Here is a 14,688-nt window from a genome sequence, read left to right as displayed (position 1 = left end):
TGAAGGAGGGGCTAAATGTAGCTGCAAGCCCTGATACTGCAGGTTCTGCGGCAATTGGAGGTCTTTACTGCTGCACAATCGGGGTGTGGGAGGACAGGTCGGAAGTGTTTTTACTCATTGGATAGTAGGCAAATTCGTTGAAATGAGTGGGGCAAAGGGGGCGCTCGGCCCTGCTGATTTTGCAATGGCGGCAAGGTTAACACGCGAGGTCGGGGCTTCGTAGCGGTACGTCCGGGGTAACCGTTGACTCAATAAAAAGCCCGGCGCAGGGCCGGGCTTCGGGAAGTCGTTGGCATGTAGGTAGTCAGGCGCGTTTCGTCTCAGCCTTCATCATCACGAGGTTCTGTTGCTTGGTCGCCTCGGTGAGCACTTCACGGTAAACACGCTTTTTCTGATCGGATTTTGCATCACGAATAAAGTCGGCAAAAGAGCGTTTCACCCCTTGGGACAGGCCTAGCTTGATCGAAAGAACCTCAGTCTCAGCAGGAGTCATGCTGCCGTCCACGGGATGCGCTGCCTGTTCCAGCAACCGGCCCTCATCTTCAGCGATATGCGCAAGGCTATTACACGATTCATACCGCCCTACTGGTCGCAACTTCACCTAATACATATCTATCGACGCACACAATATGCAAATTTGCATTTGCCAACCCCCAAAACCCCCTTCATTATTCGCGTTATGCAAAAACGCAACGTTTCTATCGTCTTACGAGAACTGCTGGACCGCGACCGGATCTCCCCCACGGAGCTTCACCGGCGCACTGGCGTACCTCAATCCACGCTGTCGCGGATCCTCAACGGCAAGATCGTTGATCCGTCGGACAAACACATCTCGCGCATCGCCGAGTACTTCCGCATCAGCACCGACCAACTGCGCGGGCGCGTGGCGGTGGGTGTCTTGCGCGAAGACGCGCGCGGCCCGACGCATTCGGAACTCAAGGACATAAGCCTTTGGGACGACGACACCCCCGTGAATGACGACGAGGTGTCGATCCCCTTTCTACGCGAGGTTGAGTTGGCTGCTGGATCAGGAAGATTCGTCATCGAAGAAAGCGAAAAGGCCAGCCTGCGATTCGGCAAACGTAGCCTGCGGCACAACGGGGTGCAGTTTGACCAGGCCAAGTGTGTGACCGTGCGCGGCAACAGCATGTTGCCGGTGCTGCGGGATGGGGCGACGGTCGGGGTAAATGCGGGCAAGAGTGGGATTGGTGACATCGTTGATGGCGACTTGTATGCCATCAATCACAATGGCCAACTTCGCGTCAAACAGCTCTATCGCCTGCCTTCCGGGATTCGCCTGCGCAGTTTCAACCGTGATGAGCATCCGGATGAGGATTACAGCTTCCAGGACATCCAGGATGAACAGATCAGCATCCTTGGTCATGTGTTCTGGTGGGGCATGTACGCCCGCTGACCTCCTTGCGTAAGACAAAACCCGCCGTCGTGCGGGTTTTTTTTCGCTTGGCAAAAGTCACCTCACCCTTTGCCTGCAAGGCCTCTAATGCGCCAGTGCATGTCATCACTAAAAATAAATGCATTGGTGCATTGACTGTATATGCATACATGCATATTCTTCATCTCAAGCCAGCCAACAAGGCCTGGTGGAGGCGGCAAGGATGCTGCCAGTCAAGACAAGGAAGGCACGCAACATCGGCAAGGACGCCATCCGAGCGATGGCAAGGACGCCAGGTAACACCGGCAAGGATGCCGACGCTCTTTAGTTTCAAGGCAATACAAGAACAGGCAGCGATGAACCGGCCTTGACGGTTCAGAGGGTTGGCAACTGACCCGGGTGTGCAGCGTAAAGCACCAGAAGCAGTTATCCGGCGGACAGGGATCGTGGTCGGAAAAACATTCAGGAAAGAACCGTATTGCGCCAGTAGCGCCGAAGGTTCGTGGAAATCATTACTGAAAAGCCTGGGCGACCGGGCTTTTTGGAATGCCTGCCCACACACGGAAGTACCCACACACCGGCACGTTGCCGGCATTGCTCAGCCAGGAGGCGTGACATGACAAACGAGCAGCAAGCGTTAGCGGAAATGCCAATCTGGCTGGTGATCGTACTGGCCTTGATCGGCGGAGTCAGCGGCGAAATGTGGCGCGCTGACAAGGACGGCGCCCGCGGCTGGTCGCTGGTACGGCGCCTGGCCCTGCGATCCGGGGCGTGCATGGTCTGCGGGGTTTCGGCATTGATGCTGTCGTACGCCGCCGGCCTGTCGGTCTGGACCGCCGGCGCCATTGGTTGCCTGACCGCCATGGCTGGTGCGGACGTCGCCATCGGTCTTTATGAGCGTTGGGCGGCCAAGCGTATCGGGGTCGACGAAACCCCGCCCTCCCGCCCGGATCAGCAATAACCGCCGCAAGGACGCAAAAAATGACTCTCATCGAAAAAGTCTCCCAACTGCCTATGGCGATTGAGGCGGCGCTGAAGAGCGCTTTCCCGCAATTGCATGTAGGTAATCACCACGACTTCACGGGGCCCGGCGACACGACTGGTGTACTGATCAGCATGGAACGCAACGGGCCTGGCGTTCGCTCTCTTGAAGGGCGCAAGGCTCATGCGTTGTCGGTTTCACTCAAAGCCATGGTCGCCAGCGAGTCCGCTCCTTTTGAAGCGTGTGACCTGGCCAGCCAACTGATGGACCTGGCCCTGGATAACCGCTGGGGTTTGCCACCGGACCAGTGCGACTTGCCTACCGCTATCGTCGCGGCGCCTGCCGCGCCGAGTGGTGGGGATACGGACTACGACACCTGGACCGTGTCCTTCAGCCAAACCCTCTACCTTGGCCCATCCCTCGTCGAAGATCCCACAGGCAAACCGTTGTTTGCCCGCACTTGGGAAGTATTCGACATCAACGATCCGGACCAATATCGCCCACTCCAGGAGTAATCCATGTTTGACGCATTACTGCGCATGCAACTCGGGCCGATTGTCGAGCGCCTGGTGGAAATGGAAGCCCAGCTCGAAGACCTGTATCGGCGTGCGGAAAGTTACTGCCGGATTGGTGTGTGCCAGGAGGTCGACGCGGCGAGCAACACCTGCAAGGTCAGTCATGGGGACCTGCTCAGCCCGGCCATCCGCTTTTTCAACCCCAGCGCCGGTGCACAGAGCGAGACCCGCATTCCCTCGGTCGGTGAGCAATGCCTGTTGCTTAACTACGGCGGTGGGGAAGGAGGGGCGCAGTCTGTGGCCTTGTTCGGACTCAACAGTAGTCTGTTTCCGCCAGTCTCCAGCGTGGCCTCGCTGACCCGGCGTCGTTATCAGGACGGCACTCAAAGTGACTATGACGATGCCAGCCACACGTTCACCTGGAGCAACGGGCCGACCAGCGTCAGCGGTTCCCGCGAGCAGCTGAACGTCAGCCTCGGCGCCGCCATGCTGGCGCTGACAAAGGACAGCATCACCCTGCAACTCGGCGCCACCGGCTTGTTGCTGGATGCCGCCGGCGTGCACTTGAGCGGCCCGTTGGTGGATCACCAAGGCCGCGTGATCAGCAGCGCATAAGGACTTGCCATGATCGGAATCGATAGGAACACCGGGGCAGCGGTCGATGACTGGCTGCAATTCGTACAGCGTGCCACCCGAGCGCTGACCACCCCCGTGGGCACTCGCCAGAAGCGCCCGCTGTACGGCTCGAAGATCTCGCAACTGCTCGGCCAGAACCTGGGCGATGACCTGTTGATCCTCGCCCAGAGCCACGCCGCCGACGCGTTCTACAACGCCCAGAACGGCATCGCCGACTTTCAACCCCAGGTCATCGTCGCCACCCGTCAGGGAGCGGGTTTGTTGCTGCGTTTTGCCGGCACCTGGAAAAACCGCCAACAATCTTTCGAGGTCGTCACATGAGCATGCTGATCCCTGGCCAGAACCAACTGGCGGAACCGGCGATTATCGCGGTCGACGCCTTCGAGCCGTTGCTGGCGCAATTCAAGGCGTTCGTTGTTGATTACGTGGCCGCCCGTGCGCCGCAAAGTGCGGCCAAGCTCAAAGTCAGCCTCGACAATGAAAGCGAGCTGTTGACCTTGGCCCTGGAAGCGTTTTGCGTGCGCCTGCAAACCCACGAGCGCAAGTACAACGCGCGTATCAAGCAGATGCTGGCGTGGTGGGCCACCGGCAGCAATCTGGATGCGCGCCTGGCGGATATGGGCCTGGAGCGCCAGGTGCTCGACCCCGGCGACACAGCCGCTTTCCCGCCTGTGCCGCCGACTCTGGAAAGCGATGACGACGCGCGCCTGCGCTATTACCTGGCACCCCACGCCCCGGCGGCGGGTTCGCGTATGCAATATCGTCGCGAAGTGTTCACCCTTGGCGAGCGGCCGGTGGTCAAAGTGCAAAGCGCCACGCCGGGCGTGGTGACGGTCAGCTACACCTTCGATCCGGACGGTTATGCGGCGCGAGTCAAGGATGGCAACGGTCGCCGCACCGCACCTGGCGAGGTGATGGTTACGGTGCTTTCCAGGGATGGCGATGGCAGTGCGTCGGCCGACTTGCTTGACGGCGTGCGCAGACATTTCGCAAGGCCTGATGTGCGGCCGGAGACCGATCTGGTCACTGTTCAAGGTGCGCAGATTCAACGTTACAAGATCCGCGTGATCGCCAAAATCAACGCGGGCCCCGATTCGGGGTTGACCCAGGTTGCCGCGCAACAGCTGCTGCAAACCTACGCCGACTCCTGCCATCGCCTGGAAGGTCGGGTCGACCCGAGCTGGATCGACTACGCCATCCACAGTGCCGGCGCCGCGCAACTGCAGATCCTCGAACCGCTGGCGCCGATCATCAGTTCGGCATTCCAGGCCCCGTACTGCACGGGTGTCGAGGTGGAGGTGCGCACGCTATGAATGAACCCAAGACGAGCCTGTTGCCCGCCAACAGTTCTCCGCTGGAAAAGGCTCTGGACCTCGGTTTTGGTCACCTGCTGGAGCGGGTAGCCCCGCCGTTTCCCCAACTGATGGACCCGGATCGTACACCGGCGGCGTTTTTGCCCTACTTGGCAGCGGACCGCGCGGTGAACGAATGGAGCACCACCGCCCCCGATGCCGAGAAACGCCTGACCGTCAAACTCGCCTGGCCCACCGCCCGCCAGGCTGGCACTCGCCAAGCCCTGGAAAATGCCGTCAAAGGCCTGCAACTACGCCCCGAAGTACGTGCCTGGTACGAACAGGCGCCGCGAGGTGTGCCCTACAGCTTTGTCGTCCGGATCTGGACCGATTTGCCCTACAGCGAAGCCACCGACCTCCGACTTGATCGACGCCTGGCCGATGCCAAAAGTGAGCGCGACATCTTCGCGGTCTCTGTCGGCCTGAGCGCGTCGGGCCGCCACAGCATCGGCGGCGCCACGCTGTGCGGCGAACTCACCACGATCTACCCGAACTTGCTGGCCGGCGTTGAGGCCACGAGCCGCACCTGTTTGGCGGCCGGGCTCTACACCGTCGAAACCACTACCCTTTATCCACAGGAGCACTAAATGGCTGACTATTACACGCTGCTCACTAACGCGGGGATCGCCTACGAAACCGCCTGCAAGGCTGCCGGCGTCGCGATCAAACTTGCGCAAATCTCTGTTGGCGACGGCAACGGCGCGGTCTACAACCCCGATGCCAGCGCAAAAGCGCTGAAACGCGAGGTCTGGCGTGGGCCGTTGAGCGCGCTGTTCCAAGATGAAAAAAATGCCAACTGGCTGTTGGCTGAGGTCACCATTCCGTCGAATGTCGGCGGCTGGTATGTGCGGGAAGCCGGGTTGTGGACGGATAGCGGGATCTTGTACGCCATCGTGAAATACCCGGAGTCATACAAGCCGGTGTTGACGACGTCGGGGGCGGGCAAAGAGTTTTACATTCGCTCGATTTTCGAGACGACCAATGCCGCCAATGTGACGTTGTTGATTGATGACACGGTGGTGAAGGCCACTCGGGCGTGGGTGGTGGATTATCTGGCGCAGCAGTTGGCGAAGGGGACGTACACCAAGCTTGAGATTGAGGCGTTGATCGCCAAGGCATCGGCGTTGCCCGTCGGGGCGATGGTGCCGTTTCCACTGGGCATCGTTCCATCGGGGTATCTGGAGGTGGATAACAGCCTGTTCAAGGATTCTGTTTATCCAGACCTGGCGGGGTATCTGGCGAAGAAATTCAATGTCGCGGGTGATGCGGTCGGGTTCACCCGGTTGCCGGAGTCGCGAGGGGAGTTTTTCCGGGGCTGGGATCATGGGCGGGGAGTGGATGCGGGGCGCGCGATTCCCAGTTTCCAGGCCGATGCGTTCAAGAGCCACACCCATACACCGCTCAATCAAACCGGTATCAATTCTGAGATCACCCCCGGTGGGGCTAAAGCTCTCGGCGGTACCACGTTTGATGTCCTCAAGGACGTGGGTTTCACCGGTGGCAGTGAAACCCGTCCGCGTAACCTGGCGGTAATGTGGTGCATCAAGGCCTGGAATGCGCCGGTTAACCAGGGAAGCATTGATGTTGCGGCCCTGGTGCCTTTGGCGGCTCAGGCCACGGAAACCAATCAAGGCACTGTCAAGGTTGCAACTCAGGCACAACTGAATGCCGGGGTGGATGACGCGGCTGTTGTGACACCGAAAAAACTGCGCGCGGGGTTTTCCATTTCGCTTGGGATGCCGGGGTATATCGCGTTTCCCACTTGGTTGGGCGGGTTGATTATCCAGTGGTTCAAAGGGCCCGTCAGCGGTCTCGAATCGGTGGCTTATCCAGCGGTTAGTTTTCCGCTCGCGTTTCCCAATGCGTGTTTGATTCCTTCTGTATCGACCATGGGCAATGACACGGTCTTTTCCGATCAGGTCTACCAGGTGAGTAGCTGGAGCAAAGAGACCATCAAACTCTTTCCTCAGTGGTTCGGTACTGGGAATCAAGGGCTTAACTTTCCGCTGGTGATCGCAATCGGATATTGAGGAGGTTTCATGTTTTATTCACCGTCCACCCACGGGCTTTACTCGTTGTCGCTACATGGCAAGAACATGCCGCCCGATGTGATTGAAATGTCGGAAAAAGACTATGCAGATCTCAGCGCGCGGGGATTTGCCATTCCGGATCAAGGCGCTTCTCCAACCGTTGAAGACGTGGGCGCTCGGGAACGAGCCTGGCGTGGCTACGAGTTGTCGTCAGTGAAATGGCTGCGTGAGCGTCATCGTGATCAGCTTGAAATCGAAGTTGATCCAACGCTCTCCGAGGAGCAGTTCAAGGAACTGCTGGTTTATATGCAGGCGTTGCGCGATTGGCCTCAGTCGCCCGACTTTCCGAACAGCGAACATCGGCCTGTTGCGCCTTCGTGGATCGCTGCTCAAACCGAATAAATACCCTGTTTAACGTCCCCTCAAACCGCTTTCGCGGTTTTTTTTCGCCTGGAGATTTTCCCCAATGCCTACCCGCCAAACCTACACCGTCCTAGTCCCTTTCCCCACCCACGCCGGCCATTGGTCTGTCGTTGGCGAGGAACTGGACCTGCTGGACGTCGAAGCAACCGCCCTGCGCACCGCCGGACGCCTGGAGCTGACCAGCGTCCTCAACGCCACCCCGGCCCAAAAGGCCGCTACCCAGAAGGCTGACTAATCATGGCTGAGGTTTTGAACTTCGAGCACAACGGCATCACCGTCAACGCGAGCGAATCCCCCGAGGCCATGGGCGGCCTGGGCGATAACGTCATCGGCCTGGTCGGCACCGCGCCGAAGGCTCACGCGTCGATCCCGAAAAATTCGCCGTTCCGTATCAACAGTTTCACCACCCAGGCGTTGCTGGATCCTACTGGCGCCGAGTCGGGCACGTTGTTTCATGCGGTGTACCAGATCCTCAAAGTGGTGAAGGTGCCGGTCTACGTGGTGATCGTGGAGGAGGGCGCAACTGCGGCCGATACGCAGAACAACGTGATTGGCGGCGACGAGCCGGTCACCGGCCGCAAGCTGGGCCTCGCTGCATTGGCCAGCGTGCCGGAAGACCTGACCATCATCGGCGCCCCGGGTTTCACCGGCGTCAAGGCGGTGGCTGGTGAGTTCGCGGCTTTCGGCAAGCGCATCAAGGCCCGTGTGGTGCTGGATGGCAAGGACGTGGCGGTCGCCGACCAAGTGACCTACAGCGGTGAGCTGGGTGGCGCCGATCTCGGCTTCGACCGTTGCCTGCTGGTGCACAACATGCCGTCGGTGTACTCCAAGGCCGCGAAGAAGAACGTGTTCCTCGCGCCGTCGTCCCTGGCCATCGCCGCATTGGCCAAGGTCAAGCAGTGGGAAAGCCCAGGCAATCAGGTGACGTTCGCCGAGGATGTTTCCCGCGTCGTCGAGTACAACATCCTCGACACCTCCACCGAAGGCGACCTGCTCAACCGCTACGGCGTGAGCTACTACGCCCGCACCATCCTTGGCGGCTTCTCGCTGCTGGGCAACCGCTCCATCACCGGCAAGTTCATCAGCTATGTCGGCCTGGAAGACGCCATCAGCCGCAAGCTGGTCAAGGCCGGCCAGAAAGCCATGGCCAAGAACCTCACCAAGTCGTTCATGGACCAGGAGGTCAAGCGCATCAACGACTGGCTGCAAACCCTGGTTGCCGACGAAACCATCCCCGGCGGTAGCGTGTACCTGCACCCGGAACTGAACAGTGTCGAGAAGTACAAGAACGGCACGTGGTTCATCGTCATCGACTACGGCCGCTACGCGCCGAACGAACACATGGTTTATCAACTCAACGCTCGCGATGAAATCATCGAGCAGTTCCTGGAGGACGTTCTCTAATGTTTACCAACCGAGTCAGACAGGCCATTGCGGCTACCCTTCAAGGCCTGCCGTTGTCCGCGACGGTGGAAGAGTTCAACCCGCCGAAGATCGAGTTCGATATGGAGCCCATGTCCGGCGGGCGTTTTATCGCCGAGGAAATGGCCAAGAGCGGCAAGGTACTCAACGCCAAGTTGATCCTGCAAGGCGCCGGCCCGGAAATCATGCTGGCCCTGGGTGTGCGCCTGGGCGATGACATCCTGTTGAACGTGCGTGAAGCCGGTCAGGACCAGGACGGCAAGACCTATTTCACCTACCACACGGTCGGCGGCAAGCTCAAATCCCTGGAGGAGGGCAAGCTGAAAATGGGGGAAAAAGCCATCACCACCCTGGACCTGTCCTGCCGCACCTATACCCGCCTGGAAAACGGCATTCCGGTGATCGACATCGACGTACGTACCCAGAAGTTCGTGCTCAATGGCGTCGACATCCTTGGCGATGCGCGCCGCGCTGTGCTGATGCCTTGATAACGACCATGGCTTGAAGTGGGCGCGGTCAGTGTGGGAACTGGCTTGCCTGCGATAGCGACACCTCGGTCAGCCTGAGGTACCGAGTCGTCTGCATTGCGGGCAAGCCCGGCTCCCACAGGGGGCTGCGCTTGCCCTTTTCTACAACGTGTTAACCAAGGAATTGCCCCATGGCCTGGATGCCACCGTTACACCGCCTGCTCTCGCCGATCACTGCCGACACTGGCGCGGCGATTGAACAGGTTCAACTCAAGCCGTTGTACTACGCCGCGCAAAAAGACGCGCTGGCCCGGGCCGGTGAGGACGAGGACGACCAGTTCTTTGAACTGGCGAAACTCGCCACCGGCCTGTCGGAAAAAGAGCTCGACCAACTCAAACGCCCGGACTACGTGACCATCGCCCAATACGTGCATGAAATGTCGACACGTCCTGCGTCGTTCTTCCTCGACGAGCAGGCGCAATCGAGCCACGGACATCCCGTGCAACTGCTGCTGCCGGTCGATGCCGCCGGCCGCACCCATACTGCACTCGAATTGGAAATGCCCGCCCTGCGCGCGACCAAAGTGATGAAAAAACTCGCCACTGCCAAAGAGCGAGCCGAATTCATTACCGCCCATTGCACCGGGCTGATGATCCCCGACCTCGCCGGCCTGAGTGTGCCCGACTGGACCGAATTGCAGGAGCGCATCGACGATTTTTTAAATCAACCGGCGGCCTTCTTTCGCAACGCGACATCGACGTAATCCTCGATGTGGTGCCGCTGGTTTACTCGGTCAATGAAGCGGAGATCCTGGAATGGGATGCCGTCAAAGCCATGCGCCGCTACGACATCGCGATCACTCGCCTTGGCGTTAAACAGGAGTAGAGCGGGATGCAAGAAACAAAATATGGGACAAGGCTCGCCCAGGAGGACTTGCGCTGGATGGTCGGCGACGCGGACCTTGGCAACGTGCTGGCACCGTTTTCCACAAGCGCTGCGCCGCCCCTGAGCCTGGACGCTGGCCCGCCGCCGCCGTTGGAACTGCGCTCTGCGTTGCTCACATTGAGTGTGGACATCAACGCGTTGACCCAGGAACAAGTGCGGCTGCGCGAGACGTTGGAGACGCTCAACAGTACGCTGTTCATCAACAGCGATGCGCTGATGCCCAAGGCCGCGGATGTCGCCGCGAGTTCGGGCAAGGATCAGCCCAAGGAGCCCGCGGATGGTGAGGTGGTGGGCACGCTCAAGGCGGCTGGCGCGCAGTTGTGGGATACGCTGAAAAGTAAGGTCGTAGAAAAGGCCATTGATCTGGTCATCGACTCGGCAGCCAAGCAATACAAAGGTCGCAAAAAAATCGGAGGGCGCAGCACAGGGGTGCGCAATCTGTACGAGCAAAGTCGCCAGGCCTTGGGTGGCTCGTCAAACGGCTTTCATGTGGGAGCGACCTCGCAAAGCCCCCAACCCTATGCCAGGGCTAGCGTTGCAGTGCCCACGCCCAACCTGGCAAACGTACCCGCAGGTGCCTTGGCCGATGCTCTCGCCACATTTCAATCCGTCGGCATCCGGCGGCTGGGGCCATTGAGGACGGCCGCAGCCACCCTCGACGTGGTCCAGGGTGTACGCAACGGTGACGCCAACGCCATCGCCACCGGCCTGGGTACTGCCGGTGGCGCCTGGGCCGGCGCATCCGCCGGTGCGGCCATCGGTACGATGATTTTCCCCGGTGCCGGCACTGTGCTCGGTGGTGCCATCGGTGGCTTGTTGGGCAGTGAGGCTGGCGCCTGGCTGGGTGACAAGGTGTTCGGGCCCAGCGATCGCCTGCCGGCGCCGAGTGGCGTGAGCAAGGTACTCAACAGTGCCCGCGCGGATAACGTTCAGGTTTCCATCGCGCCCAGTATCCAGATCACTGGTGTGAACCCTGCCGATGCCCGACAGGTTGTCAGCCAGGTTATCCAGGCCCTGCAATTGCAATGCGTGCCGATGCTCACGGACTCGCTGGGAATTCGACGCAACGCGGCACTCGCCGACCCAGGAGGTGACTGATGCGACAACAGATGGTGTTGGGTGATTTCATCTTTGGTTTGTCCCGAGGGTTTGCCTATTCCTCGCTGGTCCGAAACAGCGACGGCGGCTGGAGCGATCTCGCGATTATCGCCAGCAAGCCGCAGTCGCGACAGAGCGGCCAGAGGCTGGAAAAACTCACGTTCAGTGGTACGGCCATGTACGGCATCGGTATGCAACGCCTGGATCAATTGCGTGCCCTGCAAGGTCTGCGGGCGCCGTTGCCGCTGGTCGATGGAATCGGCCGTAACTGGGGCCTGTGGCGGATCAATTCGGTGGTGGAAAACCAGAGCAACGTGATCGATGACGGCACTGCGATGGTGATGGCCTGGACGCTTGAACTGGAGGAATTTGTCAATGCGTAGAGTACGAAGTATCGCCGGTGACTCGGTCAACCTGCTGCTCTACCGCGAGCTGGGGCGTTGCGATGATGTGGCTGAAGAAACCCTGTGGCGCCTGAACCCCACGCTTGCCGAGTATGGCCCGGCGCTGCCGGCGGGGGTCTGGGTGATCGTGCCGGAAATGCAAGCGCGGCCGGTCGCGGTACGCCCCGTTCTGGCGTGGGATTAAGGAGGCTGCATGGCACAGGGATTTACGCCAATCGTGGAGTTTTACGGTGCCAACGCGGCACTGCTCAATCAACGCATCCTGCGCTGGAAGCACACAGACGCCGCGGGCATCGAGTCGGATCGGCTGGAGCTGACGCTTAATATCGAGGGGCTCGAAGGCCTGCCGAGCATGAGTGGCAAGATCGGATTGCGCGTTGGTTATAAAGAGTCAGGGTTGGTGGAGAAAGGGCAGTTCCTGATTACCCAGCGAACCCCCGTGCTGTTTCCCATGCGCTTGATGATCGTTGCCACGGCAGCACCTTTCAGCAGCGTGGACCCGAGTGAGTACCGCCAGCGCCGTTCCGCCAGTCATGGTCCGACGACCTTGGGCGCACTGTTTCGGCAACTGGTCAGCCGGCATGGTTTTTCACCGCGCGTAGCCGCGTCACTGGAGGGGATTGCGATTGCCCATGTCGACCAGTCCAATGAGAGTGACATGGCGTTCATCACCCGCCTTGCCAGGCGCTACTGCGCGGTCACCAAGCCGTTCAACGAGTTGTATGTGTTGGCCGAAGCCGGGCAGGTCAAGTCGATTTCCCTGCAACAATTGCCCGAGGTGAAGTTGTCTGTGACCCAGGATAACCGTCCCGGTGACCAGGCCTTCATCACTGCCGTACTGAACGAGAATACCCGCTCTAGCTACCAGGGCTGTCGCGTGACGTGGTGGGACAGCGGCGGCGGCAAGCAGCAGGTGGTCCAGATCGGTATTGCACCGTTCAAGACCTTGCGCCAGCGTTGCCAGAACGAAGCCGAGGCTCGCGCCGTGGCCGAAGCTGAGTTGCGCCGCGTCGGCCGTGAAGGGTTGGAGTTGCAGGTCGATTGCCCTGGCAACCCGTTATTGGCCGCCGAAGGTCTGTTGCGGCTGGATGAAACCTGGCCTTTGTATATGCAGGGGCTATGGTCGATCACCAAGGTGGTGAACGAGGGGGACCCGGCAACGGGCTACCGCAGTGCGATCACGGCGGGTGGATTGTCGATATAGCGTGTTTTCGGGAGGGCGCTGATGTTAATGACACTGCAGGAATTGATTCAAATCATGCCTGGAGCCCGTCTGAGAGCGGGCATTTTTTTGCCCGCGCTAAATGCCGCTTGTGCGCGATACGAGATCAACAGTCCTCGGCGCATCGCGGCCTTTCTCGCACAAATCGCCCATGAGTCCGGCGAGCTGCGTTACGTGCGTGAACTCGGCAGTGATCAATATTTGAGTCAATACGACACCGGCATTTTGGCCGTCCGCCTGGGCAATAGCCCCGAGGCGGACGGCGATGGCCAGAAGTACCGGGGGAGGGGGTTGATTCAGGTGACGGGCCGCCGCAATTACCTGGCGTGCAGCCGCGCAGTATTCGGCGATGAGCGGTTGTTGCTGCACCCGCACTTGTTGGAGCAGGCGCAATGGGCATGCGAATCCGCTGCGTGGTTCTGGCAGAGCAATGGGTTGAATGAACTGGCTGACAAAGACCAGTTCAACACCATTACGCGACGGGTCAACGGTGGGCTCAATGGCTTGGAGGACCGCTTGCGGTTGTGGGCGCGGGCGCAGGCGGTGTTAGGCGTTTCACCCGCGCTTTAGTCTCCTGATGCAATCTGTAACTTGCATGGCCGATGGGCTGCTGTAGGGTAGACGAATCCCCTGCCTATCTCCGGAGACGACCGTGAAGGAAATCACTCAACTGGCCGCTGAACTGGGACGCCGTTTACAGGTGCTCAATGCTCATGTCACCACTGCCGAGTCCTGCACCGGCGGCGGTATTGCCGAAGCGATCACGCGGATTCCGGGGAGTTCGTCCTGGTTCGAAGCGGGTTATGTCACCTATTCCAATCGTCAGAAGACCCGGCAGTTGAATGTGCCGGAGACGTTGTTTCCCAAAGTGGGCGCCGTCAGCCAGGAAGTGGTGGAAGCGATGGTCCGTGGCGCCCAGGAAAAAAGCCTGGCGCGATTTGCCGTGGCGGTCAGCGGTGTGGCCGGGCCGGACGGCGGTTCGCCGGACAAACCGGTGGGCACCGTGTGGCTGGCTTTTGGCGTTGGCGACGAGGTCACGGCGGAACTGGCGCACTTCAGCGGCAACCGCGACGAGGTCCGCCGACAAACGGTAAAGGCCGCGCTAGAAGGCTTGTTGCGACGAGCTGCAGCAGAAATAGAAAATCAGGGGTAGGCGATCCCCGATCTTTGTGGAACAATACTGTCTACTTATACAGGTGTTGGCCGTCAGGCCTTATTGATTACGTGAGGACTTTAATGGACGACAACAAGAAGAAAGCCTTGGCTGCGGCCCTGGGTCAGATCGAACGTCAATTCGGCAAGGGTGCCGTAATGCGTATGGGCGATCACGACCGTCAGGCGATCCCGGCTATTTCCACGGGCTCTCTGGGTCTGGACATCGCGCTCGGCATTGGCGGCCTGCCAAAAGGCCGTATCGTTGAAATCTACGGTCCTGAATCTTCCGGTAAAACCACCCTGACCCTGTCGGTGATTGCCCAGGCGCAAAAAATGGGCGCCACCTGCGCGTTCGTCGATGCCGAACACGCCCTGGACCCTGAATACGCCGGCAAGCTGGGCGTCAACGTTGACGACCTGCTGGTGTCCCAGCCGGATACCGGTGAGCAAGCCCTGGAAATCACCGACATGCTGGTGCGCTCCAACGCCATCGACGTGATCGTGGTCGACTCCGTGGCTGCATTGGTGCCAAAGGCTGAAATCGAAGGCGAAATGGGCGACATGCACGTGGGCCTGCAAGCCCGCCTGATGTCCCAGGCGCTGCGTAAAATCACCGGTAACATCAAGAACGCGAACTGCCTGG

At 59.9% G+C, this 14,688-nt stretch carries 21 protein-coding genes; 20 read left to right on the top strand and 1 reads right to left on the bottom strand.

Annotated elements, in window-relative coordinates:
* Positions 1 to 304 precede the first annotated feature (304 nt).
* Complete coding sequence (locus LIY36_RS13320; protein WP_226455927.1) at positions 305 to 529, bottom strand: hypothetical protein; 225 nt, start codon at positions 527 to 529, stop codon at positions 305 to 307.
* A gap of 150 nt (positions 530 to 679) precedes the next feature.
* Between LIY36_RS13320 and LIY36_RS13315 the strand changes: the two genes are divergently transcribed.
* The 20 genes from LIY36_RS13315 to recA all read left to right on the top strand — a co-directional run.
* Positions 680 to 1,414 (top strand): LexA family transcriptional regulator, encoded by a 735-nt coding sequence (locus LIY36_RS13315; protein ID WP_226455926.1) that lies wholly within the window; start codon positions 680 to 682, stop codon positions 1,412 to 1,414.
* Between the two features lie 595 nt (positions 1,415 to 2,009).
* Positions 2,010 to 2,354, top strand: a complete 345-nt coding sequence (locus tag LIY36_RS13310) for a phage holin family protein (protein WP_226455925.1) — start codon at positions 2,010 to 2,012, stop codon at positions 2,352 to 2,354.
* A 20-nt stretch (positions 2,355 to 2,374) separates the two neighbouring features.
* On the top strand, positions 2,375 to 2,890 hold the full coding sequence (locus tag LIY36_RS13305) for a hypothetical protein (protein ID WP_192297295.1): 516 nt from the start codon (positions 2,375 to 2,377) through the stop codon (positions 2,888 to 2,890).
* A 3-nt stretch (positions 2,891 to 2,893) separates the two neighbouring features.
* Positions 2,894 to 3,505 (top strand): phage baseplate assembly protein V, encoded by a 612-nt coding sequence (locus tag LIY36_RS13300; RefSeq protein WP_226455924.1) that lies wholly within the window; start codon positions 2,894 to 2,896, stop codon positions 3,503 to 3,505.
* A 9-nt stretch (positions 3,506 to 3,514) separates the two neighbouring features.
* Positions 3,515 to 3,847 carry a phage baseplate protein gene (locus LIY36_RS13295; protein ID WP_226455923.1) on the top strand — a complete coding sequence of 111 codons (333 nt, stop codon included), beginning with the start codon at positions 3,515 to 3,517 and terminating at the stop codon, positions 3,845 to 3,847.
* Entirely contained in the window at positions 3,844 to 4,839 is a 996-nt protein-coding gene (locus LIY36_RS13290; protein WP_226455922.1) for a baseplate J/gp47 family protein, read from the top strand. The genes LIY36_RS13295 and LIY36_RS13290 overlap by 4 nt, the downstream gene beginning before the upstream one ends.
* Positions 4,836 to 5,465, top strand: coding sequence for a phage tail protein I (locus LIY36_RS13285; RefSeq protein WP_226455921.1), 630 nt, complete (start codon positions 4,836 to 4,838; stop codon positions 5,463 to 5,465). Before LIY36_RS13290 ends, LIY36_RS13285 begins: the two co-directional genes overlap by 4 nt.
* Positions 5,466 to 6,908 (top strand): phage tail-collar fiber domain-containing protein, encoded by a 1,443-nt coding sequence (locus tag LIY36_RS13280; RefSeq protein ID WP_226455920.1) that lies wholly within the window; start codon positions 5,466 to 5,468, stop codon positions 6,906 to 6,908. It abuts the gene before it with no gap.
* Positions 6,909 to 6,917: 9 nt separating this feature from the next.
* A complete protein-coding gene (locus LIY36_RS13275; RefSeq protein ID WP_226455919.1) occupies positions 6,918 to 7,310 on the top strand; it encodes a phage tail assembly chaperone in 393 nt (130 codons plus the stop codon).
* Positions 7,311 to 7,374: 64 nt separating this feature from the next.
* Entirely contained in the window at positions 7,375 to 7,566 is a 192-nt protein-coding gene (locus LIY36_RS13270; RefSeq protein ID WP_192297288.1) for a hypothetical protein, read from the top strand.
* Positions 7,567 to 7,568: 2 nt separating this feature from the next.
* Entirely contained in the window at positions 7,569 to 8,735 is a 1,167-nt protein-coding gene (locus tag LIY36_RS13265; protein ID WP_192297287.1) for a phage tail protein, read from the top strand.
* Positions 8,735 to 9,241: a phage major tail tube protein gene (locus LIY36_RS13260; RefSeq protein ID WP_226455918.1), complete on the top strand. Its 507-nt coding sequence runs from the start codon at positions 8,735 to 8,737 to the stop codon at positions 9,239 to 9,241. Before LIY36_RS13265 ends, LIY36_RS13260 begins: the two co-directional genes overlap by 1 nt.
* A 170-nt stretch (positions 9,242 to 9,411) precedes the next feature.
* On the top strand, positions 9,412 to 9,984 hold the full coding sequence (locus LIY36_RS13255) for a phage tail assembly protein (RefSeq protein WP_192297285.1): 573 nt from the start codon (positions 9,412 to 9,414) through the stop codon (positions 9,982 to 9,984).
* A gap of 128 nt (positions 9,985 to 10,112) precedes the next feature.
* Positions 10,113 to 11,264, top strand: coding sequence for a hypothetical protein (locus tag LIY36_RS13250; RefSeq protein WP_226455917.1), 1,152 nt, complete (start codon positions 10,113 to 10,115; stop codon positions 11,262 to 11,264).
* A complete protein-coding gene (locus LIY36_RS13245; RefSeq protein WP_192297283.1) occupies positions 11,264 to 11,647 on the top strand; it encodes a phage tail protein in 384 nt (127 codons plus the stop codon). The genes LIY36_RS13250 and LIY36_RS13245 overlap by 1 nt, the downstream gene beginning before the upstream one ends.
* On the top strand, positions 11,640 to 11,852 hold the full coding sequence (locus LIY36_RS13240; protein WP_226455916.1) for a tail protein X: 213 nt from the start codon (positions 11,640 to 11,642) through the stop codon (positions 11,850 to 11,852). The genes LIY36_RS13245 and LIY36_RS13240 overlap by 8 nt, the downstream gene beginning before the upstream one ends.
* Positions 11,853 to 11,861: 9 nt before the next feature.
* Positions 11,862 to 12,872, top strand: coding sequence for a contractile injection system protein, VgrG/Pvc8 family (locus LIY36_RS13235; RefSeq protein ID WP_192297281.1), 1,011 nt, complete (start codon positions 11,862 to 11,864; stop codon positions 12,870 to 12,872).
* 21 nt (positions 12,873 to 12,893) lie between these two features.
* Positions 12,894 to 13,460 carry a glycoside hydrolase family 19 protein gene (locus tag LIY36_RS13230; RefSeq protein WP_226455915.1) on the top strand — a complete coding sequence of 189 codons (567 nt, stop codon included), beginning with the start codon at positions 12,894 to 12,896 and terminating at the stop codon, positions 13,458 to 13,460.
* Positions 13,461 to 13,542: 82 nt separating this feature from the next.
* A complete protein-coding gene (locus tag LIY36_RS13225) occupies positions 13,543 to 14,043 on the top strand; it encodes a CinA family protein (RefSeq protein ID WP_192297279.1) in 501 nt (166 codons plus the stop codon).
* 83 nt (positions 14,044 to 14,126) lie between these two features.
* Positions 14,127 to 14,688 (top strand): recombinase RecA (gene recA / locus LIY36_RS13220; RefSeq protein WP_226455914.1); only part of this gene is annotated, 562 nt, incomplete at its 3' end.

The sequence above is a fragment of the Pseudomonas sp. AF03-9 genome, assembly GCF_020515815.1.
Taxonomy (GTDB): domain Bacteria; phylum Pseudomonadota; class Gammaproteobacteria; order Pseudomonadales; family Pseudomonadaceae; genus Aquipseudomonas.
The sequence above is the reverse complement of the archived record's forward strand: the minus strand, read 5'-3'. Positions and strand labels throughout refer to the sequence as shown.